General features: G+C 54.9%; 24 protein-coding genes, 2 tRNA genes and 1 rRNA gene. 15 read left to right on the top strand and 12 right to left on the bottom strand.

Annotated elements, in window-relative coordinates:
* Positions 1 to 8 precede the first annotated feature (8 nt).
* From SIC18_RS01165 to SIC18_RS01155, 3 genes are read right to left on the bottom strand one after another with little or no spacing between them, the layout of a single operon-like run.
* On the bottom strand, positions 9 to 1,649 hold the full coding sequence (locus SIC18_RS01165) for a glycoside hydrolase family 3 N-terminal domain-containing protein (RefSeq protein ID WP_413429949.1): 1,641 nt from the start codon (positions 1,647 to 1,649) through the stop codon (positions 9 to 11).
* On the bottom strand, positions 1,646 to 2,050 hold the full coding sequence (rbfA, locus tag SIC18_RS01160) for a 30S ribosome-binding factor RbfA (protein WP_048347322.1): 405 nt from the start codon (positions 2,048 to 2,050) through the stop codon (positions 1,646 to 1,648). The genes SIC18_RS01165 and rbfA overlap by 4 nt, the downstream gene beginning before the upstream one ends.
* 2 nt (positions 2,051 to 2,052) lie before the next feature.
* Positions 2,053 to 2,262, bottom strand: a complete 210-nt coding sequence (locus SIC18_RS01155; protein ID WP_048348339.1) for a DUF751 family protein — start codon at positions 2,260 to 2,262, stop codon at positions 2,053 to 2,055.
* Positions 2,263 to 2,320: 58 nt separating this feature from the next.
* Here SIC18_RS01155 and SIC18_RS01150 point away from each other — a divergent pair, with 58 nt between their 5' ends.
* Positions 2,321 to 3,046: a glutathione S-transferase family protein gene (locus SIC18_RS01150; RefSeq protein ID WP_048347321.1), complete on the top strand. Its 726-nt coding sequence runs from the start codon at positions 2,321 to 2,323 to the stop codon at positions 3,044 to 3,046.
* Here SIC18_RS01150 and SIC18_RS01145 read toward each other — a convergent pair.
* Entirely contained in the window at positions 3,021 to 3,746 is a 726-nt protein-coding gene (locus SIC18_RS01145) for a DUF6816 family protein (RefSeq protein WP_250395411.1), read from the bottom strand. The two genes, SIC18_RS01150 and SIC18_RS01145, sit on opposite strands and share 26 nt — an antisense overlap.
* Here SIC18_RS01145 and SIC18_RS01140 point away from each other — a divergent pair.
* Positions 3,745 to 4,005 (top strand): chlororespiratory reduction protein 7, encoded by a 261-nt coding sequence (locus SIC18_RS01140; protein ID WP_250395410.1) that lies wholly within the window; start codon positions 3,745 to 3,747, stop codon positions 4,003 to 4,005. The genes SIC18_RS01145 and SIC18_RS01140 overlap by 2 nt on opposite strands.
* Here SIC18_RS01140 and SIC18_RS01135 read toward each other — a convergent pair.
* Positions 3,962 to 4,576, bottom strand: a complete 615-nt coding sequence (locus tag SIC18_RS01135) for a shikimate kinase (RefSeq protein ID WP_413429948.1) — start codon at positions 4,574 to 4,576, stop codon at positions 3,962 to 3,964. The two genes, SIC18_RS01140 and SIC18_RS01135, sit on opposite strands and share 44 nt — an antisense overlap.
* Positions 4,577 to 4,628: 52 nt before the next feature.
* On the opposite strand from SIC18_RS01135, the gene SIC18_RS01130 reads away from it, so the two are divergent.
* Together SIC18_RS01130 and SIC18_RS01125 are read left to right on the top strand one after the other, a co-directional pair.
* Positions 4,629 to 5,549 (top strand): 6-carboxytetrahydropterin synthase, encoded by a 921-nt coding sequence (locus SIC18_RS01130; RefSeq protein WP_250395408.1) that lies wholly within the window; start codon positions 4,629 to 4,631, stop codon positions 5,547 to 5,549.
* Between the two features lie 12 nt (positions 5,550 to 5,561).
* Positions 5,562 to 6,218, top strand: coding sequence for a RibD family protein (locus tag SIC18_RS01125; protein WP_048347316.1), 657 nt, complete (start codon positions 5,562 to 5,564; stop codon positions 6,216 to 6,218).
* Here SIC18_RS01125 and SIC18_RS01120 read toward each other — a convergent pair.
* Positions 6,200 to 6,643, bottom strand: coding sequence for a hypothetical protein (locus SIC18_RS01120; RefSeq protein ID WP_245407149.1), 444 nt, complete (start codon positions 6,641 to 6,643; stop codon positions 6,200 to 6,202). The genes SIC18_RS01125 and SIC18_RS01120 overlap by 19 nt on opposite strands.
* A gap of 91 nt (positions 6,644 to 6,734) precedes the next feature.
* Between SIC18_RS01120 and SIC18_RS01115 the strand changes: the two genes are divergently transcribed.
* Positions 6,735 to 7,916 carry a GNAT family N-acetyltransferase gene (locus tag SIC18_RS01115; protein ID WP_413429947.1) on the top strand — a complete coding sequence of 394 codons (1,182 nt, stop codon included), beginning with the start codon at positions 6,735 to 6,737 and terminating at the stop codon, positions 7,914 to 7,916.
* Between the two features lie 24 nt (positions 7,917 to 7,940).
* Positions 7,941 to 8,339 (top strand): DUF4346 domain-containing protein, encoded by a 399-nt coding sequence (locus SIC18_RS01110; RefSeq protein WP_048347314.1) that lies wholly within the window; start codon positions 7,941 to 7,943, stop codon positions 8,337 to 8,339.
* 4 nt (positions 8,340 to 8,343) lie between these two features.
* Here SIC18_RS01110 and SIC18_RS01105 read toward each other — a convergent pair whose 3' ends face one another.
* The gene (locus SIC18_RS01105) at positions 8,344 to 9,918 is read right to left on the bottom strand and encodes a B12-binding domain-containing radical SAM protein (protein WP_048348337.1); all 1,575 of its coding nucleotides are present in this window, start codon (positions 9,916 to 9,918) and stop codon (positions 8,344 to 8,346) included.
* Positions 9,919 to 10,053: 135 nt separating this feature from the next.
* Here SIC18_RS01105 and SIC18_RS01100 point away from each other — a divergent pair, with 135 nt between their 5' ends.
* Positions 10,054 to 10,167, top strand: coding sequence for a hypothetical protein (locus SIC18_RS01100; protein ID WP_048347313.1), 114 nt, complete (start codon positions 10,054 to 10,056; stop codon positions 10,165 to 10,167).
* Here the strand turns inward: SIC18_RS01100 and SIC18_RS01095 are convergent.
* Both SIC18_RS01095 and rimO read right to left on the bottom strand, forming a co-directional pair.
* Complete coding sequence (locus tag SIC18_RS01095; protein WP_048347312.1) at positions 10,154 to 11,383, bottom strand: MFS transporter; 1,230 nt, start codon at positions 11,381 to 11,383, stop codon at positions 10,154 to 10,156. The two genes, SIC18_RS01100 and SIC18_RS01095, sit on opposite strands and share 14 nt — an antisense overlap.
* Entirely contained in the window at positions 11,380 to 12,777 is a 1,398-nt protein-coding gene (gene rimO / locus SIC18_RS01090) for a 30S ribosomal protein S12 methylthiotransferase RimO (RefSeq protein WP_250395309.1), read from the bottom strand. The genes SIC18_RS01095 and rimO overlap by 4 nt, the downstream gene beginning before the upstream one ends.
* A 113-nt stretch (positions 12,778 to 12,890) precedes the next feature.
* Between rimO and SIC18_RS01085 the strand changes: the two genes are divergently transcribed.
* Positions 12,891 to 13,832, top strand: coding sequence for a vitamin K epoxide reductase family protein (locus SIC18_RS01085; RefSeq protein ID WP_048347310.1), 942 nt, complete (start codon positions 12,891 to 12,893; stop codon positions 13,830 to 13,832).
* Between the two features lie 16 nt (positions 13,833 to 13,848).
* Here SIC18_RS01085 and nadB read toward each other — a convergent pair whose 3' ends face one another.
* The 3 genes from nadB to SIC18_RS01070 form a co-directional block, all read right to left on the bottom strand.
* Positions 13,849 to 15,531 carry an L-aspartate oxidase gene (gene nadB / locus SIC18_RS01080; RefSeq protein ID WP_048347309.1) on the bottom strand — a complete coding sequence of 561 codons (1,683 nt, stop codon included), beginning with the start codon at positions 15,529 to 15,531 and terminating at the stop codon, positions 13,849 to 13,851.
* Between the two features lie 48 nt (positions 15,532 to 15,579).
* Positions 15,580 to 15,957 (bottom strand): photosystem II complex extrinsic protein PsbU, encoded by a 378-nt coding sequence (gene psbU, locus SIC18_RS01075; RefSeq protein ID WP_048347308.1) that lies wholly within the window; start codon positions 15,955 to 15,957, stop codon positions 15,580 to 15,582.
* A 112-nt stretch (positions 15,958 to 16,069) separates the two neighbouring features.
* Positions 16,070 to 16,816, bottom strand: coding sequence for a DUF3120 domain-containing protein (locus SIC18_RS01070; protein WP_413430478.1), 747 nt, complete (start codon positions 16,814 to 16,816; stop codon positions 16,070 to 16,072).
* A gap of 170 nt (positions 16,817 to 16,986) precedes the next feature.
* On the opposite strand from SIC18_RS01070, the gene SIC18_RS01065 reads away from it, so the two are divergent.
* The 7 genes from SIC18_RS01065 to SIC18_RS01035 all read left to right on the top strand — a co-directional run bounded on the left by SIC18_RS01065 (position 16,987) and on the right by SIC18_RS01035 (position 24,243).
* The gene (locus SIC18_RS01065) at positions 16,987 to 17,838 is read left to right on the top strand and encodes an undecaprenyl-diphosphate phosphatase (protein WP_250395311.1); all 852 of its coding nucleotides are present in this window, start codon (positions 16,987 to 16,989) and stop codon (positions 17,836 to 17,838) included.
* Positions 17,839 to 17,859: 21 nt separating this feature from the next.
* Complete coding sequence (locus SIC18_RS01060) at positions 17,860 to 19,257, top strand: TIGR03279 family radical SAM protein (RefSeq protein WP_413430477.1); 1,398 nt, start codon at positions 17,860 to 17,862, stop codon at positions 19,255 to 19,257.
* Positions 19,258 to 19,398: 141 nt separating this feature from the next.
* Entirely contained in the window at positions 19,399 to 21,006 is a 1,608-nt protein-coding gene (locus tag SIC18_RS01055) for a TolC family protein (RefSeq protein WP_413430476.1), read from the top strand.
* 5 nt (positions 21,007 to 21,011) lie between these two features.
* Positions 21,012 to 21,812: an inositol monophosphatase family protein gene (locus SIC18_RS01050; RefSeq protein ID WP_084764098.1), complete on the top strand. Its 801-nt coding sequence runs from the start codon at positions 21,012 to 21,014 to the stop codon at positions 21,810 to 21,812.
* A 608-nt stretch (positions 21,813 to 22,420) separates the two neighbouring features.
* Positions 22,421 to 23,905, top strand: a 16S ribosomal RNA gene (locus SIC18_RS01045).
* Between the two features lie 182 nt (positions 23,906 to 24,087).
* Positions 24,088 to 24,161, top strand: a tRNA-Ile gene (locus SIC18_RS01040).
* A 9-nt stretch (positions 24,162 to 24,170) separates the two neighbouring features.
* A tRNA-Ala gene (locus SIC18_RS01035) sits at positions 24,171 to 24,243 on the top strand.
* The last annotated feature ends 80 nt before the right edge of the window (positions 24,244 to 24,323 follow it).

Here is a 24,323-nt window from a genome sequence, read left to right as displayed (position 1 = left end):
AGGCCCGTTCAGTCGGTGAATTCATTGATGCCCAGCGTCGATAGAGCTGGAGAAGGATTCTGGTTCAACAAACGTTGAAGCAACGCTTGCTGTGCGTCAGGCATTTGCCCCGGGCTGTATGCCGCTGGTATTGACCGAGGCAGAAGTGCGCTCAGGGTCTCCCAGACGTAGGGGCTTCCATACACCACCAAGCCAAACAATCGATTTAGGTCAAGCAGTTGTTGGATGGCATCCGTCCAAGGCTCCCGAACGCTGCGGTTGGCTTGAAATGGATTGCCGCGTATGAATAATTGCAGGAGTACAGGCCCGTCTCCGAGGCGATCGATCGCCAGAGGGCCCAGAGGGTCTGCAGCATCCGACCATGGGGAAACGCCTAGGGGATGACTCAGCACGGTTTGGAATCCCAGAGGCTTGGGGAGCAGGATCGCAGGGGCATCGGCGGGAAGCACCGGGCAGGGAAGAACCCCATCGACTCGGATCAAATTGATGCCATCGATGGGGTTGGGCTGTGTTGCCCCATTGGTGGTGGAAGGGTTGGAGATCTCAAGCGACCGTGACACCAGCTCCAGCGTGAGAGCTCTTTCCTCTCTTGTTTCGATTGTGGGCTCGTTGTTGTCCAAATCGAGTGACTGAGGGATCGAGTTCAACGCAACCTCGCGGCGATCCAGGGAGTCGTGGAGCCTGGCCATGGGCACTCGACCCGAATGGAGTGCATCGCAGAGGGCGTCGATGGCAGCCACGGCATCGGCCGGCATCAAAATGAGGTCAGCACCTGCGGCGAATGCCAGCACTGCGGCTTCTCCTGCTCCGTAACGTGCCGCAATCGCTTCCATCACCAAGGCATCGGTGACAACAAGGCCTTTGAAGCCAAGATCAACCCTTAAAAGCTTGGTGAGCACCTCGGCGGAGAGGGTGGCGGGCCACTCTGCATCCAATGCTGGAATCAGTAGATGGGCGGTCATCACACTGCTGACTCCCTCCAGGATCAGGGTGCGAAACGGTTGAAGTTCAAGGCTCTTTAAGCGTTCGCGACTGTGTGGCAGCAGAGGTAGTTCCAGGTGGGAGTCGGTGGCGGTGTCGCCATGGCCAGGGAAATGCTTGGCGCAGCCCAAAACGCCTGTCGCGGCCAGTCCACGCTGAAAGGCTCCTGTTAACTCCCCCACGGTGTGGGGATCTTCTCCCCATGCCCGCACGTTGATGACCGGGTTTTTGGGGTTGCTGTTCACATCGCAAACCGGAGCCAGCACCCAATTCAGCCCGCAGCGCTTCGCCTGATTGCCGCAACAACGTCCATAGTTTTCGGCAAGCTGTACGGCCTTGCGCGGAGATCTCTGATAGAGCCGTCCGAGCGCCATTGGAGGCACCAACCAGCTGGCCCCCTCAAAGCGTTGGCCAACGCCTTCTTCAACGTCGGCGCACAACAAAATGGGTTGCCCAGCCCAGCGTTGAAATCTGCGGCAGCGCTGTCGTAATTCTGTTGCGGTTCCACCGAGCAGGATCACCCCCCCAACCCCAGCGCCTAACAGCTGCTCTAGCTCGTGATTGCTGAGCTCCCAGAGCGGGTATCGCCTCTCCCTATCTGTGGCATGACCGCTGGCGCGCACCACCAACAATCGGGCGACGGCCTGACGAAGGTCATCCGCATTCATGGATTGTCAGGGAGTTCGGTTCCTTCTGGCACCTCTCCTCGTTGATCCCGCTCCCGCTCGAGCTCCCCCAGCAAATGGAGCACTGTGGTGCCTTTTTCAATCCCACGATCGAGCTTGAAGACAATTTCAGGGGCTCGACGCATTTGCAACCGGCGGCCTAGCTCCCCACGGAGGAACCCTCTTGCCGCTTCTAGGCCGTCCATGACCTCATCTTTTTGCGCTTGTTCGCCGAAGACACTCACGAAAATTCGACAATGTTGAAGGTCGCCGCTGACCTCCACCTCGGTGATGCTCACCATCCCCTGATGAACGCGTTCGTCACGGATCCCATGGATCAGCAGCTCGCTGGTTTCCTTGCGGATTAAGGCGGCTACCCGCTCAACTCGACGTCCCTGGGCCATCGTCAGCTCAGTGGTGCTGCAGTAGTCACCATGGCACGGAGCACCAGTCCAAGGGTGATCAATCCACTAATCAAAGCCCCAATCAGAGCAACGGCAGTGACGGGATTCCTGAGCCGCTGAACCAGGGGCTTTGCAACGGAGTTGAGAACGCCAAGGCCGAAGTTAATGAGATAGCGCGGGTAACGCGTCACATTGACGAAAAACTCGCGCATGGTCCTGGCAGGGATATGAATCTGATAGCTACTCTGCCGGCTAAGGGCAAAGACGGTCATGCTGGAGCTGCATCAATTCCGTCATTCCGCCTTCTGCCTCAAGGTGCGGATGGCATTGCATGCCAAGGATTTGAGCTTTCGAGAAGTGGAGGTCACCCCTGGGATCGGTCAACTCGCCGTGTTCCGTTTGTCAGGGCAAAGGCAAGTTCCGGTGCTCGTAGATGGCGACACGGTGGTGGCAGATTCCAGCGCGATCTGTCGTTACTTGGATGAGCTGCAGCCCGAGCCGCCCCTCTTCCCGAAGGACCTTCGAGCGGTGGCCCAGATTCATTTGATTGAAGACTGGGCTGATACAACTCTTGCAGGATCCGTCCGCGCGGCTCTGCTTCAGGCGGCGGTGGATGATCCTGAATTGCGTGCGGCCCTGTTGCCGGATGACGTACCGGGCCCAATTCGGCAGGTGATGACCGGAGTCCCGACGGGTTGGCTGAGTGGGGTTAATGAGCTGTTTGGCCAGGAGGAGCGTTCCGCCATGCTCCACAACCTGATCGCGATGGCTGATGGCCTGACCCCCGATAGCGTCTTGGTTGGCGATGCCCTCAGCCTTGCGGATTTGGCAGTGGCGGCGCAGCTCTCCCTGTTGCGCTTTCCCGCTTCAGCAGGGTCTCAATTGGCGGGCCGCGGCGTTGCCGGTCTCAGTGATCATCCTCGCCTTCAGCCTTTGTTTGAATGGCGCGATCGACTGGAGGCTCGTGTGTTCAAGCAGGATCCTGCCGCCGTGTGAGCGTGAGCTTGTAGCGGCTTGCCCGTTGCACAAATGATTTGCTGGCAGCCCCGGGAGCTGGATAGGTCTGTTGCCATTGCTCCCCACAGATTCGGCTGACGAGGTCAGCGGTTGGTGCGTCTGGACATGGTTGATAGCGACTCAGGGTTTCAATCCTGCTGAGCCTTGGTGCCCTTGCCCCATGCATGACCTGGAGAACAAGTTCATCACTGACAAAGGATGCGATGTGGATCGATGTTTGCTCTCTCCCGATCACGGTTGTTTCCAGCAGTCGATCATTGCTCAGTCGAGCGAGCTGGCGGTTCACCTGATGAGGGGCTTGCTCCACGCTGAGCAGTTGCTTGCCTAAAAGCGCTTGTCCAATGGCTCTGGCATTAAACGGTCGATCCCCCACCACCTCGTTGTGCTGATTGAGCCGAAACTGGGCCAGATGCTTTATCGGGGGCAAGTTTTCGTCCACCTTGCCGTTTGCCAGAAGATCAAGGCTTTCCACCTCCCAAAGCCCTTCAAACCAATCCGGGTACACCAGATCCTCCTTGGCTCGTGGTCGCGGCAGAGGAGCTGGATCCGGCCAGGCTGGCCATTCCTTGAGGCGGGCTTCGAGCTGCTGACTGTTTTGAGTGTTGTCCGCCAGGGCTGGTTTTAAGGGCCCAACGAGAAGAATCATGGCCATGATCAGTGCCAGCAGTGGCCGAGTCATGTCCGATCCCCTCATTCGTGCCTGTGATCACTACGTGGTGCTTGAGCCGGGCAAGCCAGAACGACTGCTCAGTTCCGACGACACCCTGACATGGTTGACAGAGCAGCTGGACAAGATGTCCGTGCTACCGCTTGATCTGCGTGGTTTTGAGTCCTCGGCTGCTGCCGCAGAAAGGCTGTTGGATACGGCCTGCGATCTTGAACTGGCTCCAGGATTCAATCTTCAGTGGTTTGCGGTGCGCTTGGAGCCTGGAACATGACCTCATCGGGTTTGAGAATGCCAGGGATGGCCTCAAGGATTCGCTCTGATACAGCGCTCACCGTTTCGTCGCCCACCTTGATTCGCAAATCAGCCTCTGCATAAAGAGGTGTACGCGCTTCAAGGAGCGCATCGAGACGGGCGGCAGGATCACTTCCTTGAAGCAGTGGCCTTGCTCCTGGATCCGCATGGAGACGCGCCAGGAGTTGGTCCCGTTCAGGGGCAAGCCAGATCACGATCCCTTGATGCAGAACGCCCCAGTTTTCTGGTTGTGTGATCACACCGCCTCCGGTCGCAACCACGAGCGAATGGCGTTGGCCAATGGCCTGCAGCACCTGACTCTCGAGGGCTCGGAACCCTTGCTCACCGTCTGACTCAAAGATTTGGGGAATGGGGCGGCCAGCAAGCGTTTCCAGGACTCCGTCGGCGTCGACGAAGCCATAGCCGAGGCGTTGGGCAAGGGGGCGCCCCGTGCTGCTTTTGCCGCTTCCCATCATCCCGATCAGGTAGAGGTTGCGGCCGCCCAGACGGGCCTTCAAAGGGTGTGGTGTGGTGGTTGTGCCGTCAGCCATCCGTTCGGCAGGTGGGTGAACTTACTAGGATGATCGCCCGTCAGACCTCGTCATGACTGATGCCATCACGATGGCACCGCACGGCCAAGGTCGTGGCTGTGTCATCACCCGCCGAGCCTGCTTCAGCTCCAGCCACCGTTATTGGTTGCCTGAATTAAGTGCTGATGACAATGCGGCCCGCTTCGGATCGTGTGCGATGGCCCCTGGTCATGGACACAATTACGAATTGATCGTGTCCATGGCTGGTGGCCTTGACGCCAACGGCATGGTGCTGAACCTCTCTGAGGTGAAGCATGCGATTCGTTCGGAGGTCACTGAACAACTCGATTTCCGCTTCCTCAATGAGGTTTGGCCAGAATTCGATGTCACCAGCTCGGAGGGTTGCCTGCCAACCACCGAAGCCCTTGTTCGGGTGATCTGGTCTCGGTTGGCCAACCAGCTCCCCCTTGTGGGGCTGCGCCTTTATGAATCATCTGGCCTGTGGGCCGACTATCTCGGACAAACCATGGACGCCTATCTCACTATCCGCACTCACTTCGCTGCTGCGCACCGTCTGGCAAGACCAGAGTTAAGCCAGGAAGAAAATGAGCTGATCTACGGCAAATGCGCCAGACCCCATGGTCATGGCCACAATTATCTAGTGGATGTGACTGTTCGCGGAAGCATTGATCCACGCACTGGGATGGTTTGCGACCTAGCAGCGCTTCAACGTCTTGTGAGCGATCTGGTTGTTGAGCCTTTTGATCACACTTTTCTGAATAAGGACGTCCCCCATTTCGCCGATTGTGTGCCTACCGCTGAGAACATCGCCCTTCATATCGTTGATCGATTGACCACTCCCGTTCGCGCCATTGGAGCTCAGCTGCATAAGGTACGGCTTCAGGAGAGCCCTAATAACGCTGCAGAGGTTTATGCCGAAGCTCCGGCGCTTAATGCAATGCCTGAAGCAATGCATGCCGTTGTGAACGGCTGAGTCTTCTTCGACGTGCAGCGACCAACGGTTCGTCTGGTGCTTGCCGTCAGCCTGGATGGTCGGCTTGCAGCTCCCTCTGGCGGTGCCGCTCAGTTAGGCGGTGCCGGTGATCGGCACGTGCTTGAACAAGCGTTGGCTTGGTCTGATGCTGTGTTGATCGGTGCAGGAACCTTGCGGGCCCATCGCTGCACCTGTTTGATTCATGAACAACAGCTTTTGACTCAGCGAAAGCAAGACGGCAGGCCCTTACAGCCAACGGCTCTCGTGGTGAGTCGCCATCCCGACTTTTGCCAGGACTGGCCGTTTTTCCAACAAGAGCTTGAGCGTCATCTCTTGACCCCAGATCTGATGTCAGCGGAGGGTTTCTCCGCGACTCATCGGTTGCAAACGTCCTGGGAAAGGACCTTGGTTGAGCTTGCTGCATCGGGTTTTCATCGCCTTGTCCTTCTTGGAGGAGCGCGCCTTTGCGGATCACTATTGGAAGCCGATCAGGTGGATGAGCTTCAGCTAACCCTGAGCCCATGCCTTCTAGGAGGTCGATTCAGCTGGATTCCGTGCGATGGATTCAACATGCCACCGGCGCTGTCGCAGCCCGATGCTTGGACTCTGATATCGGCTGATCGACTGAGCGGTCATGAGCTTGTGGTTCGTTATGGACGCAGTCGCTGAAAGACCTCGCTCAGGGGGACATCCTGTAGGTCTGTGGCCTGGAGTCCCAGCAGCGATGCCAGACAGCGCTTGATCACAACTTCGGCGTCATCTCCAATGCGGCCAGACAACAGTTCGCTGATGACACCGAGTTCTCTGCCACTGCGACTGGTTTCACGAATGAGGCATTCACTGACTGGTTTTGCTACAGCCTGGCAAGGCTGCTCCCCAATGCTGCTTAAGGGTTCAAAGTCGAGTTCAGCATCCCTTAGAGCTTGTTGCGCAAGTTGTTGGCATTGATCAGCCAACTGACTCTCGAGTCTTGGACGCATCAGTTGCAGCAATGGTTGCAGAAGCCCTGCTTGGACGGCACCTCCGCTGAGCATCAAGCTGACCGCTACGAGCGTTACAACCACCTGCTTTTTATGTGGTGTCGAATGGGTCACAGCAGGTTGGTAAGAACTGGCTTGCCTTCAGTGTGACTCCGATGTCTCTCACTGGTTAGGGTCTTGATCTTCGCCGCTGTCTTCGCCGGTTATGGCATCCCTGAAGGCTCGTTGGCATCGCTCGATTCGGGAGATACCCGAACAGCAGTGGGAGCAGCTTCTTGGCCCTGAAGTGATTCCCTTCTATCGCTGGAATTGGCTCGCTGCCCTTGAGGAGTCTGGGAGCGTGGCTCCCGATCAGGGATGGCAACCGCTGCACCTATCCCTGTGGCGCGAAGAGGACCATCTTTGTGCGGTTGCGCCGCTCTATCTCAAGGGCCACAGTTACGGGGAATTTGTGTTTGATCAAGCGTTTGCACGGCTTGCTGGTGATCTTGGTCTTCGTTATTACCCAAAGTTGATTGGGATGAGCCCCGTAAGCCCGGTACAGGGCTATCGCTTTCATGTGGCTGCGGATGAAGATCCTGCAGAATTGACTCAACTCATGCTGGAGATAATTGATAATTTTGCCAGAAATAATGGCATCCTTAGCTGCAACTTTCTCTATGTTGATCCCCTCTGGCGTCCTTTGGCAGAGGCGGCAGGTTGCGCTTCTTGGTTGAACCAGCAGAGTCTCTGGACATCGGATGGTCAGGCTACTTTTAGCGATTATCTGGCAGGATTTAATGCTAATCAGCGGCGCAATATCAAACGAGAGAGGAAGGCGGTCCGTGAAGCAGGGCTTGAAATTACGCCTCTTTGTGGTGAGGACCTCGATTCTTCTTTGCTGGAATGCATGCATGGATTTTATGAACAGCACTGCGCTCGTTGGGGGATGTGGGGTAGTAAATATCTCGAAGCATCATTTTTCGATGCCTTAGCTGCGAACGCGTTGCGAGAGCGGATTGTTCTTTTTAGTGCTCATCGCGGCAATCCCAATGAGCCAGTTGCGATGTCACTCTGTGTCCATGACGATCTGTCGCTCTGGGGCCGTTACTGGGGCAGCAATGAAGAGATTGATTGTTTGCATTTTGAGGTTTGTTATTACGCACCGATTGAGTGGGCGCTCAAGCGAGGACTGAAGAGTTTTGACCCAGGGGCAGGAGGGAGCCATAAAAGACGGCGTGGGTTTGTGGCTCGGCCTCAGACCAGCCTCCATCGCTGGTATGAGCCCCAAATGGATGGACTGATTCGTGGCTGGCTTGGCAAGGTCAATCCACTGATGCTCGAAGAGATTGAGGCCATTAACGCTGAGCTGCCTTTTCGAAAGGAGACTCCTTCGCTTGCTCTGTAAGTTGAGAAGAGCCTTGCAGCCAGATTGAACCAGATCAACACCGCCATAGATCTAAATGCGTGTGCTCAGCTGGATGATCAGTTGTCGCAGCGGTTTATAGCTTTGGACCCGCTTGGTTATTTCTTGATTCGAGTGGATGCTGCTGCGGCTGAATTGGTTGTTGAGCACTATGGCAACACGATTGATGAGCAAGGTCTTGCACGGGATCCGGATTCCGGAGAAGTGATTGCTTGCCGTCAAGGTGGACCCAGAACGCCTTCGGCCGTGTTGCGTGGGCGCACTGCAAAAGAGGTCGGGATCGCCTTATGCGAAGGGGAAGGAAATCTTCCCCTCAGCCGTTTAGACCATGCGTTCTATTTGGGTCGGGAACTTCAGAAAGCCGAACAGTGCCTGCGGGACGGAAGCACGTACATTCAGGATTAATCCTTCAAACAGGCTGCAGTTCGCGCGAGTTGCTGGGTTCTTCTGGTGGCAACGATTCCAACTGCTCACGGATTTCCTGTTGCACAATCGCTCTGTATTCCATGAAATGCTCGTTGTGTGCAAGAACAACAATGAACTGTTCAAGCATGGCTGGATTTTGACGTGCCATGCCAAATAGATAGCGCCAGAAGCGCCCGCGCGTGTTGCGTTTAAGCCCTTGGCGCCAGATCACGATTGAGAGCGCCCTGATATCAGTCCAAGTTGGTAATTTGCTGGTGCCTTTCCAGCGTGGAGCTCCCATCTTTAAGTAATAGGAGTAAACCCGGTCCATGTAGGCATTGGGTTCATAGAGCGTACAAAAAGCGTCAACATATTCATTGGCGATGTCACGAATGGGCCGGGTAGGTTTGAAATTAAGCAAATTCGTTTGGTTCACACCCTTGGCGTCTGATTCGTCTTGAATCAGGCGACCTTCTTTTTCGAGACGATGCCAAAGGGCTGTGTTGGGAAGGGCTTGAAGCATGCCCATCATTGCTGCAGGGATGCCTGTACGGGTTACGAAATCAACGATCCGTAAGCCAGCACCATCCTTTTCTCCGTCAAAACCAATGATGAATCCAGCCATGACCCGAATACCGTTTGCCGTAATACGGTCAACAGCAGCATCAAGGGGATTGCGAGTGTTTTGAACTTTTCTCGCGGTTTCTAAACTAGCTTCGTCTGGAGTTTCAATTCCCAGAAACACGCTTTCAAAGCGAGCCTCGTGCATCATCCGCATCATTTCGTCGTCGTCCGCGAGATCGACTGAGGCCTCAGTGGCAAAACTAAATGGGTAGCCTCGATCTTCTTGCCAGGTTTTGATTTCCGGAAGTAAAAGCTTTGCGTTGCGCTTATTTCCGATGAAATTGTCGTCTACGAGGAAGATCGAGCGCCGCCATCCGAGGTCGTAAAGCGATTGCAATTCAGAAATCAGCTGTTCGGGTGTTTTGGTGCGGGGTTTGCGCCCGTAGAGAACGATGATGTCGCAAAATTCGCAATTAAACGGGCAGCCTCGCGAAAACTGAACGCTCATGGAGTCATAGGCTTCGAGCTGCAGCAGGTCAAAGCGGGGAATCGGGGTGGATGTCACATCAGGTTTGTCTCCCTCTGCGCTGAACCGACCGCTGCGATCACCCCTCTGAATGGCCTCGATAAACAAGGGCAGGGTGATTTCCCCCTCGTCCAAGATTTTGAAATCGGCGTCCTCGATTTCCGGCGCATCAGGCGTGGAGCTGGCGTAAGGCCCTCCTACAGCCACAGGAATTCCACGGCGCTTTGCTTCGTTGATCTGCTCTTGCATGTCGTCCTTCTGGACGATCATTCCCGAGATCACCACCAGCTCTGCCCAATCCCATTCGGCAGCGGTGACCTCGCGCACGTTGCGATCGACCAACTTCATCTCCCATTCCTGGGGAAGGAGGGCTGCAACGGTGACCAGGCCTAAAGGCGGTAGCAATACCTTTCGGTTCACCAGCTCCAGAATTTTTTCGTAACTCCAGAACGTCTTGGGGAATTGGGGGTAGACGAAAAGAGTGCGCATGGTGGTATCGGGAGAGCTAAGCGTTCGGGGAAGCCGGCCAACCCTCAATGCAGACCGGTTATTAATCCGTAGATTTCGATGAGCACAAGCTTAAGCGTGTTTGCACGTTTCTCGGCAGTGTTTCTGATCTAATGGATGCTGCAATCTGTGTCTGTTATGGGCTTCGTTATCTATTTGGGTCTTGTCGGTGCCGGTTTGGTTGCAGCTTTTGCCTTCAGCACCATCCTGCGCGGCATCAAGCTGATTTGATTTCGTTCATTGGCATTCCACCGCGACGCCAGATTTCTCCCAAGGAGAGAATCAGGCCTACTCCTCCTGCAATCGCAAATGTTGCTTGGAGTCCAAGGGTGATCGTGAGCTGAGCTGCGATCAAGCCACTCAAGCCCCCACCTCCCAAAAACGCGATTTGGCTTAATCCGGCCATCCGCCCTCTCAGCACCTGCTTTGAGCCAACCTGGGTGATCAAATTGGCGCTACTCAGTAATCCAGCGGTTCCAGCGCCAATGAGCCAAACCATCAGAAGCACGATTGGGATCCATTGGCTGCTGGCCATCCCCAGTTGAGCGACTGCTGTAATCAACCCAAAACAACCCAAAGTGAGACCAGGACGGCTGCTGAATTTGTGGCTGTTCCGTTGCAAGACGATCCCACCAGTGATGCTTCCAGCCGCCAGCACACTGGTGAAAAGTCCAAGATCTTGAGGGGTTGGCCCGAGGGTGTCTGCGGCAATCAGAGGAGCCAGACCTGGGTGAAAGAACCCAACCATGCAAATCAGGGCTGTGAACTTCAGCACATGCCGCAAAACGGGTCCGCAGTCTTTCCAAGCTGAGTTGAGAGTGGCCGAATCTCTCGTGCTGCTTAGTTGTTCGATGGATCTGTTTGGCTTCAGCAGCCAGATCACGCTGGCAATCGGCAAGAGATAGGTGAGGGCATCGAGGCTGAGAGCCGTAGCGGGCCCAGTTAATGCCACAAGCCACCCCCCCAGGGGAGGACCGACCAATTTCCCAACATTGAAGACCACTGAAAAACTGGCGAGATAGGGCGCCAAGGTGCGCGGATCGTCCACAAGCAGCGCGCAGTATTTATTGCGGGCCGTGAGTTCGTAGGCACCGGCAATCCCCATCAGCAGTGTGCTGGCGAGCAGCACTGCAACCTGGGCGGATCCGTCCAAAAGAGGAATGGATAGGGCTGCAAGAAGCCCTGCCCCGAGGAGTGCCCACTGCGCCTGAACCAGTACCTGCTCGCAGCCAATTCGATCGGTGCGAACTCCAGCAGGACCACTCACCACAAGCGTCGGGAGAGAGAGAGCAGCAAAATGAAGGGCAAGCAACATGGCGTTGTCGGTGCCGCTCATCAAGATCCAGCCCTTGGCGGTGAGACCTGCAAAAGATCCAGCGGTGCTTACACCCGAGGCAACAAGAAAAATTGTGCGTTGACGTTGATGCCAGCTGGGGCTTCTATTCACGTCGCAGCGCGAGCGGCGGCGACCATGTGAGCAGCGCTCACGACTCTGCCGGAGAGGTCGTAGATGTCTGCTCCTGTGATCTGAACGGGCACCATTGTTCCCGGATTCACTTGTAGTCCGTTATCACCGGGTTGTACGAGCACTTCTCCGTCCACTTCTGGAGCGAAGCGGGCGCATCGGCCAATCATTTCACCGGTGGAAGGATTGTGTTGCTCCACTAAGACATCCACGGTTCTGCCAATCCAGGAGGCATTGCGAGCTGCCGAAATGGGCTGTTGCAACGTCATCAACTTGTCTTTGCGTGCGATGGCAATCTCATCAGGGACTGAATCAGGAAGTGTTGCCGCAGCCGTTCCATCTTCTGGCGAGAAGGTGAAAATGCCAACGTGATCAAAGCGTTGACGTTCTAAGAAGCCGGCCAGATGTTCGAATTGGGCCTCTGTTTCGCCGGGGAATCCCACAATCAATGTGGTGCGAAGGATTGCATTCGGTAGCTGTTCACGAATCTGATCGAGCAATCGCTCATTGACATCTGCTTGCCAAGGCCGATTCATGGCTCGCAGCACCTCAGGATGGCTGTGCTGAAGGGGTAAATCGAGATACGGCAGCACATTGGGAACATCTCGGTAGGCCGCAAGAACGTCAGGGGTAAGCCCCGTGGGGTAGGCGTAGTGCACACGAATCCAGGGGATTTCCACATCGCCGAGTGCCTTGAGGAGATCGGCAAGACGGGGCTTGCCATAGAGGTCTAGGCCGTAATTGGTGGTGATCTGACTGATCAGGATCAATTCCTGAACCCCTTGTTCTGCCAACTGATGGGCTTCAGCCACGATCGATTCGATCGTTCTTGAGCGTTGATTTCCGCGGAGATGGGGAATGATGCAAAACGCGCAGCGGTAGTCGCAGCCTTCAGCAACTTTTAAATAGGCAACGGCTTCCCCTGTGGTGCGATAGCGGGGCAGGTTTTCGTCGGCCACAAAGGTTGGCGTTTGACTCACGCGATTTACGCGTTCGCCCGCTTCTACCTGCTGCAGCACCTCCACGATGTGTTGATAGTCGCCGGTGCCCACGATCGCTTTTGCTTCTGGTATCGATTCCAGAAGCTCGTCCTGAAAATGCTGGGCCAGGCATCCAGCAATGATCAGCTCCTTGCCTTGCTCTGCAAGTCCCACGAGGGTTCGTACTGATTCTTCGCGGGCGTCTTGAATGAAGCTGCAGGTATTGACCACCACAAGGCTGGCATTGTTTTCATCGCTGCTGACCCCATAGCCGGCTTCAGCGAGAAGTCCGAGCATGTGCTCCGTATCCACGCGATTTTTTTCGCAGCCCAGATGGGCGAAGGCCACCGTTGGCCGTTCTGAGAGGCTGTTGCCTGTTTTGGCGTCCCCGGCCATGGCATGACCCTGCAATCCCCCAGTTTAGGAGCGGATGAACGGATGACAGCCATGCGTAAACGCTGAATTGCTCACGCTTTGCTGCCAAAATCATGGGTAATTGATCGGCCTCAATGGCAACTCAGCGTCTCACCAGCCGACGCCGGCAGGACCAAGGCTCGAAATGGGTTCGGATTGTCATGGCCGTTTTGGCCACGGTCGGCGTCATCGATACGGGCTCGATCACTCTCAAGTTTTGGGGAGTGCTTGGGGATCTCACCTGTCCGATGGGTGCGGGTGGTTGTGACAAGGTTCTGAATAGTCCTTGGGGCACGTTGTTTCAGGGGGATGGCTTCAGCATTCCCCTCTCCTTTTCAGGCTTGATCGCGTATCTCGCCGTTCTGGTCATGGCGGTTGTGCCCTTGCTCCCGGGGTTGTCAGAAAACAAAGCAGACCTGTCGCGTCGCACCTGGTGGGGCTTGTTTACGGTCTCACTCGTCATGACTGTGTTCAGCCTGGTGCTTGTGGGTCTGATGGTGATCAAGATCCAGGCCTTCTGCTTTTTCTGCGTTCTTTCGGCGGTTCTCTCCCTAGCTTTATTGGTCTTGTCGTTGGCTGGAGGAGGTTGGGATGACCCCTCTCAACTGTTGTTTCGGGGTTTCCTTCTTGCGCTGGGCGTGTTGCTTGGTGGCCTGATTTGGGCTTCAGTTGTGGATCCTGAACGTCCAGATGCCGTAGCTACAGGCCCAGGCGCACCTCCGCCGGTGCTCACGGAAAGCAACCCAGCAAAAATCTCTCTTGCCGAACACCTCACGGCTTCTGGAGCGGTGATGTATAGCGCCTATTGGTGCCCCCATTGCCATGAGCAGAAGGAGATGTTTGGTAAGGAAGCTGCCAAAACCCTCAAGGTTGTTGAGTGTGCCCCAACAGGTCAAAACAACGACGCCAAGCTTTGTCAAAGCAAGGGGATTGAAGGATTCCCCACCTGGGAGATCAACGGCGAGCTCGATTCTGGGGTGAAAAAACTTCCTGACCTTGCCCGTCTTTCTGGATATCAGGGGCCGAAGGACTTCTGAATACAAGATCCAGACTTTAAGAAGTCACGGCTCTCGTCCCGGTGGTTTGGCCCTTGACTTGGCGGCTATGGCGGCACCATTGAGGCATGGGAGCTGGGGTGTCATTACGGAAATGTCCGCCCCTGCTTTCTTTCCTGAACAAACAAGCTTCCAACAGCAAAGAACTTGATTGCTGGCGATGCAGGAGATCCAACATCAGGTTCAGCTCCGCTCGCCTGTTTTCATTCAGTAGGGTTCGCTGTCCAGGATGTTGCTGTTGCATGAGCTTGAGAGGCGTCATCGCTTCAAGGATTGGCGTGGCTTTCTGCAGTGTTTGCAATACGTCTTGCATGCCGTGGGCTGAACGATCCACGCCTGCAACGCGCCAGCATTCCGATCTCAGCCAATGGATGGATTGCGTGAGTTCCTGTTTGCTGAATGGTCCATGACTATGAGCGTTGTCTGATGTTGCTTCTGATCGTCGTTCTTCTGTCGTTGTTTTAGAAAGTGGATTGCCAAGGTCGATGTCACGCAGTTGCCTTGCGAATACAAGGCATTCCATCAATGAGTTGCTGGCAAGTCGATTGGCTCCATGCAGACCGGTGCAGGCCACTTCTCCAACGGCGTAAAGGCCAGGAAGGCTGGTAGCAGCTTGCAAGTCGGTGGCGACACCTCCCATCCAATAGTGGGCTGCTGGAGCCACGGGAATCGGCTGGTTCTCTGGGTTGATGCCCAAGTCGTGGCAGCGTTCCAAGATGGTGGGGAACCGCCGCAGCAAGGTCTCAGTGTTGATGGGGGTGAGGTCTAGTCCCATGTGAGCGACCCCTTGCGCCTGCATGCGACGAACCAGAGCACGACTGACCTGATCTCTTGAGGCTAAGTCTTTCCCTTCCAGTTCATGGACGGGGCTTTGTCCAAAGGCGTCGACAAGTAGAGCCCCCTCGCCGCGGACGGCTTCAGAGATTAAGAAGCAAGGTGCATGTTCAAGTTTGAGGGCTGTGGGATGGAACTGAATGAATTCCAGATCTTCGATTGCGGCTCCGGCTTGCCAGGCCAGTGCAACACCTTCCCCGCAGGCTTGTGCTGGGTTGGTGGTATTGGCGTAAAGGTGGCCTCCACCTCCGGTGGCTAACACCACGGCGCGGGCAGGAATCCAGTGAAGTCTGGGGCCTTCGAGGACCTGGACTCCACAGCAGCGATTGTTTTGCACCCAGAGCTGGGTCACCCGCACGCCTCGGCGATGCTGCAAACCAGGACGAGCATCCACGCGTTCTCTCAAGACATCCACCAAGGCTTTGCCTGTGCGGTCCTGTACATGGAGAACCCTTCGATGACTATGTGCCGCCTCGAGGGTGGTCGCCAGTGACCCATCCGGGTTGCGATCAAACTCCATGCCGAGCTCTTGCAGTCTGAGCACGCTGTGCGGGGCTTGATCTACCAGAAGGCGCACGGCATCGCCATCACACAGCCCAGCTCCTGCCCGCACTGTGTCTTCGCCGTGGCTTCCAGCGTTGTCGTTGGAACGGGTGACTGCTGCAATCCCTCCCTGAGCCCAGCGACTCGACGATCGCCTGCTCGTGTTTCGATTGAGGAGCAGGACCCGTAGGCCCGGTGGCAGCTCCAAGCATGTCATTAGTCCGGCAGCACCGGCGCCAACCACGATCACATCCCAGGGTCCAGGCGCAATCGGTTCGATAGAGGTTGCGTTGCTGCTGCTCATGGGAGCAAAAACCGCCAGGAGTACTGGCGGTTCAAGCTTGGATCAAAGTCAACGGTACTGACCGTCGTTGATGCGATCGAAGCCCTCGTTGAGCGCAATCGATGGAGCTGTGACCACGAAATTGTCGCGGTATTTTTCGAACAACTCTTTCTGACGCTCTGAGAGGTCGAGTTTCAGAACGTCATCGACGTTCTCGTAAGGACCTCCCAAAACAATCTTTCCTGCGAAAGTGGGATACATCCCAGGGAATTGCTGAAAGCGACGCACTGAGGAATTATTTAAATCAACCTTGTCGCCGCGTTCGGCGAGTTTGTCGTCTGCGACATTTCTAATCTCAGCTGCAGAAACACTGGGGGGAACGAGAAGGCCTATCAATAGGCCACCGATCACAACCAAGCCCGTCAGCCAGGACAACAGGCGCTTCATCTAAATTCTCCGTCGGGATTCGGAACTGAACTTCCGGCAGCGCCGGTACGGAAACCTTACAAGTGCAGACCCCTTTTGCTACCTCAGCACAGTCAGGCGTTCGCAGTTCGTTTCAGATCAGACCGCTCAGGCTTGGGACTGAGAGGGACAGCACCAGAAATAAAGCATCAATCAAGAGGGTGGTGGAGAGAACCGCAGCTGCAATCCTCCACGCTTCTTGATGCTTTGAAGACCTGGCTGCTTGCGTCCAAAACTGCTTTGCCAACCAGAGGACCAGCCCTGCGGCTGAAACGAGAATCAAGAACGAAGTCGGTTGCAAAACCTGCTTTGCCGCCTCATTGAGAAGATGGGGGGCTTCGTTGGAGGTGGCTTTAACAACCTCTGGCCAAAACGACATCACCCCGGTCAGAGCCATGGTGATGTCTGTGATAGCTGTGCCAAGGAGTGAAGCGAGGTAAAAGGAACAACTCAGCTTCCAGCGACTGTTAAGACCTCCAACGGCTAGAGGTAAGGCAATGGCCTCAACGGGTAAATGCAACACCGGATGCGTGCGCAACCATCCCCAAAACAGGGTGCCAGCCAGCCAACTCCCACTGAATCCCACCAGCAGGGGGCCGAATTCCTTCCAAGACCTAGTGCCAACCTGAACCGCCACGATCCCTGTTGTCAGGAGAACTGCGGTGAACACACAAGAACTAACCGGGTGAAAGCGTACCCAGGGCGCCTGAAGAAAGACAGGCAGAACAACCAATGCTGAAGCCCATAAGGACAGCGAGCGAGGAAACGAAAACGTTGGAACCTGGGACATCACCAGGGCCTTCGTCTCCGATGTTGGCGTCTGAATCAGACCACTCAGCAAAAGGGCTTCCCCGAATGAGGTCACTAAAGGACTCGAAGATTAGAAGATTTGAACCCGATGTCGGGATCTGGCGGCTAAGAATGATGAAAACGTCGTCTACCTCGTCGTCCTAAACACGTGCGGCTTTGCACGGAGTCGCTCATAGTCGTACTGCCTTCATCAAGAGCGCTTTGACGCCAGATCCTGGACTGCTGGAAGCTTGTTGGCGTGATTTTGTGCTCGGTGTCGTGCAGGGGCTCACAGAGTTTTTGCCGATCAGCAGCACGGCCCACCTCAAAGTTGTTCCTGTCCTTGCCGGATGGGGTGACCCTGGCGTCTCGGTGACCGCCGTGATTCAACTAGGCAGCATCCTTGCTGTGATTGCCTATTTCCGTGCTGATTTGGCGGGAGTGCTCAAAGGCATCAGTGGAGCGTTCCGCCGCGGTCAATGGCGTGAACCTGAGGCGCGGCTTGGGGTTGCGATGGTGATCGGTACCCTGCCCATCTTGATTGCCGGTTTGTGCATCAAGTTGTTTTGGCCTGGTTACGCCACCTCCCCATTGCGAAGTGTCCCGGCCATTGCTGTGGTCTCAATTGTGATGGCGCTTCTGTTGGGGTTCGCTGAACTGCTCGGGCCGCGACTGAAGCAGCTCAATCAGGTGGATGGACGGGACGGACTTGTGGTTGGTCTGGCTCAAGTTCTGTCATTGATCCCGGGTGTCTCTCGTTCCGGAAGCACCCTCACGGCAGCACTCTTTGATGGATGGAAGCGGGCGGATGCGGCTCGCTTCTCGTTTTTGTTAGGGATTCCCGCCATCACGATCGCAGGATTGGTGGAATTGAAGGACGCATTCTCAGCCCCCAGCGCGGGAGGGGTGTTGCCTGTTTTTGTGGGGATCTGTTCTGCCGCAGTGGTGTCCTGGCTGGCGATCGACTGGCTGATTAAATATCTCCAGAGTCACAGCACCAGGATTTTTGTGGTGTACAGGTTGCTCTTTGGTGTGCTCCTTTTGGTCTGGTGGTCTGGTTCGGCATCAAACTGAACGAAGTTGAGCGTCAGCCCTGTGTGGAATGAACCTTCTGCAGGTGTGGCTGTTGCGGCTCTTGATCCGGATCGTGCCTCACGCCAGCCCGCACCCGCCGTTGTGGCATCGGTGGAACCGGGATCGATCGGTGAGGACCTTGGCTTTGAGCCTGGAGATCAGTTGTTGAGCATTAATGGTGTTCGTCCCCGAGATCTGATCGATTACCGCTATTTGATCGTTGAGGAAGAGCTGCATTTAGAGATTCGCGATGCAGCAGGGGAGCTTCACCAGGTGGATCTGGAAAAGGATGAGGACGATGGACTTGGGCTGGTATTCACAGAAGCCCTGTTCGATGGATTGCGGCAATGCAGCAATGCTTGTGCCTTCTGCTTCATCGATCAGCAACCACCTGGTCACCGCAGCAGCCTCTATCTCAAGGACGATGACTATCGCTTGAGCTTTCTCTATGGCTCTTATTTAACACTTACAAATTTAAGCGAGTCCGATTGGCAGAGGATTGAACAACAGCGGCTGTCGCCTTTATTTGTTTCTGTCCATGCCACTGACCCCGAGCTGCGCTCGAACCTTTTGCAGAATCCACGAGCCGGTCAGCTCATGCAGCAATTGACCTGGTTTGCCGAACGCGATCTGCAGATCCACGCGCAGGTGGTGGTGTGCCCTGATCAAAACGATGGAGCGGCGTTGCTGCGCACCATCCAGGATTTGGCTCAATTTGCCGGCGGTCAGTGGCCGGCAGTGCTCTCAGTGGCAGTTGTTCCTGTTGGCCTGACCCGGTTCAGGCCTTCCTCCGATGGCTTACGTGCGGTTAGCCCAAGGGATGCAAGACAGGTGATTGCCGCGGTGGAACCTATTCAGAAGGAGTTTCAGGCCAAACTTGATAGCAGCTTTGTCTGGCTTTCAGACGAGTGGTATTTGATGGCTGGTTTGTCGTTGCCCTCGCGTGCGAGCTACGAAGATTTCCCTCAGCAGGAAAATGGCGTTGGCAGTATTCGAGCGTTTCTTGCGTCTTTGGATGAGGCAACCACCAACCTCCCCCACTCTGTTGAGAAACCTGTGAGAAGTAGTTGGGTGGTGGGACGTTTGGTTGAAACCGCTCTTGAACCAGTGCTCAAGAGGCTCAACGCGGTGGAGGGAGTTCAACTGACCTTGCATGGCCTCCCAAGTCCTTACTGGGGCCAAGATCAGGTCGTCACGGGCTTGCTGACAGGACAAGACCTCCTTGATGGCTTGATTGATCAAGACCTGGGTGATCAGCTTTTGCTGCCTTCCGTCATGCTCCGCCAAGGCGATCCGGTGTTTTTGGACGACATGACGTTGAATCAAATTCGGCAGATTTTGCCGGTTCCGATCCGAATCGTGCATGGAGCAGCTGAGATCGTGGCCTTAGCACTCGGTTCCATCGAAAAAAGCACTTAAACTCAACTCAGTTCCAGTTTTGTTGTGCTTCGGACAGCCGCTCATATTGCTCTAGTTGCAGGTTGTCTACCTGTTTTTGCAGCGACCTCTGCACTTGCTCAGAACGCTGAGGGCGTGTCCGACTCCTCCGAGTCGTTCTTGATGGATCAGTCGACTCTGCCGAATGCCATCGACATCAAAGGGCCTCGTCCCAAGGCCGATCCATCGGTATTGCCACCCGCGGCAACCACCCTTCCTGATGATTTGAAAGCGCTGTCATCACCCGACAGTCTTGCCTTACCCGACCTTCCCTCTCAGGTCACGATCCGCGAACTCCGCCCCTTAACCCTGCAAGAGGTGGAGCGCTTAGTTGAAGTGAATAACCCCGGCTTGAAGGCTGCCGCAAGTCAGGTTGAACAGGCCAAGTCCGCACTGCGTGCTGCGATAGCGCTTTGGTATCCCACAGTGAACCTGACTGCGAATGGATTGCCGCAATATCTGGAGGGTGAACGATATAGCAATCCCGATTTTCTCACTACATTTAATCAGCAAAATCCTCTGACAGGAGAACCATTTTCGGGACGTGACCCTAATACCTATACAAAGCGCTGGTCTGCCACGTTCTCTGCTCAAGTGCAGTGGAATCTGATCGATCCTGCACGTGTTCCCCAAATAGCGTCAGCACGCGACAGCTTTGAGAAGGCAAGTGATGCTTACCTCATCGCGTTGAGAGATCTGAGGCTTCAGGCCTCAACAAGTTATTTTGAGCTCCAGCGTCAGGACGAACAAGTACGCATCGGTCAACAGTCGGTTCGCGCTTCGCTCGTGAGTTTGAGTGAAGCCCGTGCTCGATACCAAGCTGGAGTCGCTAACAAACTCGAAGTATTGGAAGCGCAAACGCAGCTTTCGAGAGACCGATTGCAGCTCACCAATGGTTTAGCTGCTCAATCCCGTGCTCGCCGAGGATTAGCTTCACTTCTGGATCTTCCACAGGATGTCACTCCCACAGCCGCGGATCCATCTCGTGTGCTCGGCACTTGGCAACCATCACTGCAAGAAAGCATCATCGCTGCCTATGCGTTTAGGGAAGAGTTAGATCAGTTCATCCTGGATATCTCAATCAACAACAGCAACGCCAATGCTGCTCTCGCTGCTGTGCAGCCAGTACTGAGCATTTTTAATAGTTTTGATACAACTAGGATCCAGGGGCAGTCCAACCGATCGGGCTCGATTGATCTGGATGATTACAACTGGAATTACAACAATGCCGTTGGTTTAAGTGCTACCTGGAACATTTTTGATGGTGGGCGTGCCCGCGCTCAATACCGTCAACGTAAGCAGCGTGCCGAAGAGAGCAAATACAATTTTGCTTCTGAGCGCGATAGCATTCGTTCAGAAGTTGAAGATAGTTTCTTCAATCTTCGCAGAGCGTCCCAGAACATTCATACCTCCACTAGTGAGGTTCTAACCGCTGCTGAGTCGTTGAGAATTGCTCGTTTACGATTTCAAGCTGGTGTAACGACACAACGTGAGGTTGTGGAAACTCAGCGTGATTTAACGGAAGCTCAGGTCCGTTACGCCGATGCAATTAACGCTTACAACGTCAGTATCGCTGAATTGCGCCGTCGCACCGGACTTGATCAAGTGTTGGCATGTCCAGCCCTCAATTTGCCTGCTACAAAGCCACCACAGGCAGATATTAATGTCCCCATCGAGCCGCAACCCAATCGTCCTCCTTGCGAAGCACCAGTTCCTGTGTTTCAGAGCTGAGCAGGGTGCCTGACCCGCTTACTCCTCAGCAACTCGAGCGAGTGCATCTCTTACTTGATCAAGTTGCAGAACGTCAGCGCAATGACTTTGGCCACATCGTGTCCGATGTCAAACCTGATGGAAGCTTGATCACAGCCTGTGATAGATGGAGTGATGCTGTCTTTGTTCAGGGACTAGCCGAAATAGCCCCTGGTGAGGGTGTGCTCAGTGAAGAGGGAAGTCAGGAGTGTCCGTCGAGCCAGGCGTACTGGGTGGTGGATCCGTTGGATGGCACCACCAATTTCGCGGCTGGGATTCCTTACTGGGCTATTTCGATTGCCAGATTCGTGAATGGTGAGCCTTCAGAGGCGTTTCTCGATATCCCTTCCTTGCGCCAAAGGATCGTTGCGATTCGAGGACAAGGGGCTTGGAGAAATCAAAAACGGTTGACCCCCGATATCAGGGTTGCGGCTGGAAGTTCTTGTATATCGCTTTGCAGTCGATCGATTCGCGTTCTCCAGAAAAGGCCAAACCAGTCCTTTCCAGGAAAAATACGTCTTTTGGGTGTTGCAAGCCTCAATTTGGTGAGTGTGGCGATGGGTCAAACCGCTGGTGCGCTCGAGGCCACTCCCAAAATTTGGGACTTAGCCGCAGCTTGGCTCGTACTCACTGAACTGGGCTGCCCCTTGATTTGGCTCGGTCCTCATCCGGCTCATTTGGAACCAGGCTGGGATCTCTCAGAGATGGGCTTCCCTGTGGTGGCTGCTGGCTCTCAGAAGCAGCTGGAACGTTTGGCGCCTTGGGGAGAGCTTCTGCTGAAGAGTTGAGCTCTGCGGTTGCTTTTCCCGAAAGGTTGCAATGAGGGTGCGCGGTGGGTTATGTTTTTGGACTGCGCGGGGGAGTCACACTCCGAGGCGCAGCCGAGGGACGCAAAGAGCGAAAGCTTGAAGTGTTCAGCGGGTGCTTACGAGGTTGGGGGAGAGATCCCACGATGTTGTAAGTTTCACAGGCGGTCGCGAGACCGCAGGCCGACCGTTTCTGAAAGGGAACGCAAAGCCAGAACCTGGACAATTGAAAAGTTTAGGAACTGACGCTTTTATCGCGTTTAGTTTGAGTTAAAGCCGCGAGGTTTTAATGGGAACTAAATGATATTGCGATAAAGGTGTGAGGTCCCGTCAACAACATTTTAGTTGCAGAGAAGCATTGTGCTTACAACTTGAAGGTTTTCACGAACCGTTGAGTTGTCGGTGTGCGCAATGTGGAGCAACGACCGGATCTGAGATCCTGGAAAGTCAAACGAGGAAGAGATTCTAAATTTGCACTCTTGTGAATCCTTCTGTCAGAGGAAGGGGGCGACAACTGCAACCAGTACGCCAGTGCTGAGATTGTGGGTGAAGCAAGTCAATCTGAGGTGAGAACCAAAAGGGATTGATCTACAACGGAGAGTTTGATCCTGGCTCAGGATGAACGCTGGCGGCGTGCTTAACACATGCAAGTCGAACGAACCTTCGGGTTAGTGGCGGACGGGTGAGTAACGCGTGGGAATCTGCCCTCAGGAGGGGGATAACGGTTGGAAACGGCCGCTAATACCCCATATGCCGAGAGGTGAAATGAATTTCGCCTGAGGATGAGCCCGCGTCTGATTAGCTAGTTGGTGAGGTAAGAGCTCACCAAGGCATCGATCAGTAGCTGGTCTGAGAGGATGATCAGCCACACTGGGACTGAGACACGGCCCAGACTCCTACGGGAGGCAGCAGTGGGGAATTTTCCGCAATGGGCGAAAGCCTGACGGAGCAACGCCGCGTGAGGGATGAAGGCCTCTGGGCTGTAAACCTCTTTTATCAAGGAAGAAGATCTGACGGTACTTGATGAATAAGCCACGGCTAATTCCGTGCCAGCAGCCGCGGTAATACGGGAGTGGCAAGCGTTATCCGGAATTATTGGGCGTAAAGCGTCCGCAGGCGGCCCTACAAGTCTGCTGTTAAAAAGTGGAGCTTAACTCCATCATGGCAGTGGAAACTGTTGGGCTTGAGTGTGGTAGGGGCAGAGGGAATTCCCGGTGTAGCGGTGAAATGCGTAGATATCGGGAAGAACACCAGTGGCGAAGGCGCTCTGCTGGGCCATCACTGACGCTCATGGACGAAAGCCAGGGGAGCGAAAGGGATTAGATACCCCTGTAGTCCTGGCCGTAAACGATGAACACTAGGTGTCGGGGGAATCGACCCCTCCGGTGTCGTAGCCAACGCGTTAAGTGTTCCGCCTGGGGAGTACGCACGCAAGTGTGAAACTCAAAGGAATTGACGGGGGCCCGCACAAGCGGTGGAGTATGTGGTTTAATTCGATGCAACGCGAAGAACCTTACCAGGGTTTGACATCCTGCGAATCTCTTGGAAACTTGAGAGTGCCTTCGGGAGCGCAGTGACAGGTGGTGCATGGCTGTCGTCAGCTCGTGTCGTGAGATGTTGGGTTAAGTCCCGCAACGAGCGCAACCCACGTCTTTAGTTGCCAGCATTTAGTTGGGCACTCTAGAGAGACCGCCGGTGATAAACCGGAGGAAGGTGTGGATGACGTCAAGTCATCATGCCCCTTACATCCTGGGCTACACACGTACTACAATGCTACGGACAAAGGGCAGCAAGTTCGCGAGGACAAGCAAATCCCATAAACCGTGGCTCAGTTCAGATCGTAGGCTGCAACTCGCCTACGTGAAGGAGGAATCGCTAGTAATCGCAGGTCAGCATACTGCGGTGAATACGTTCCCGGGCCTTGTACACACCGCCCGTCACACCATGGAAGTTGGCCACGCCCGAAGCCGTTACTCCAACCCTTGTGGAGGAGGACGTCGAAGGTGGGGCTGATGACTGGGGTGAAGTCGTAACAAGGTAGCCGTACCGGAAGGTGCGGCTGGATCACCTCCTAACAGGGAGACAAACAACGATTTTGATGTCTGAGTTCTTTATTCTTAGGCCAAAATCCTGTCACCTTAGGTCGATCGGTACCTCAACTTTGAAGCTAAGAGTTCCAGCAATGGATGACTGCTTAGTGGAGATTTTTAGTTCCTAAACTTTGTCTAGTTCACAACCCATTAGGGATGAGACTCCTGGGCCATTAGCTCAGGTGGTTAGAGCGCACCCCTGATAAGGGTGAGGTCCCTGGTTCAAGTCCAGGATGGCCCATTCGGTGTAGGGGGTTTAGCTCAGTTGGTAGAGCGCCTGCTTTGCAAGCAGGATGTCAGGAGTTCGAGTCTCCTAACCTCCACTGACTGCAATGAATCCCCATCTCCAAAACCTGGAGTATGAACTCGTATGGATTGTGATTTAGATGTGTCCGCTAGATGA

The sequence above is a fragment of the Synechococcus sp. Cu2B8-bc1011 genome, from assembly GCF_047302735.1.
Lineage (GTDB): Bacteria > Cyanobacteriota > Cyanobacteriia > PCC-6307 > Cyanobiaceae > Synechococcus_C.
The sequence above is the reverse complement of the archived record's forward strand: the minus strand, read 5'-3'. Positions and strand labels throughout refer to the sequence as shown.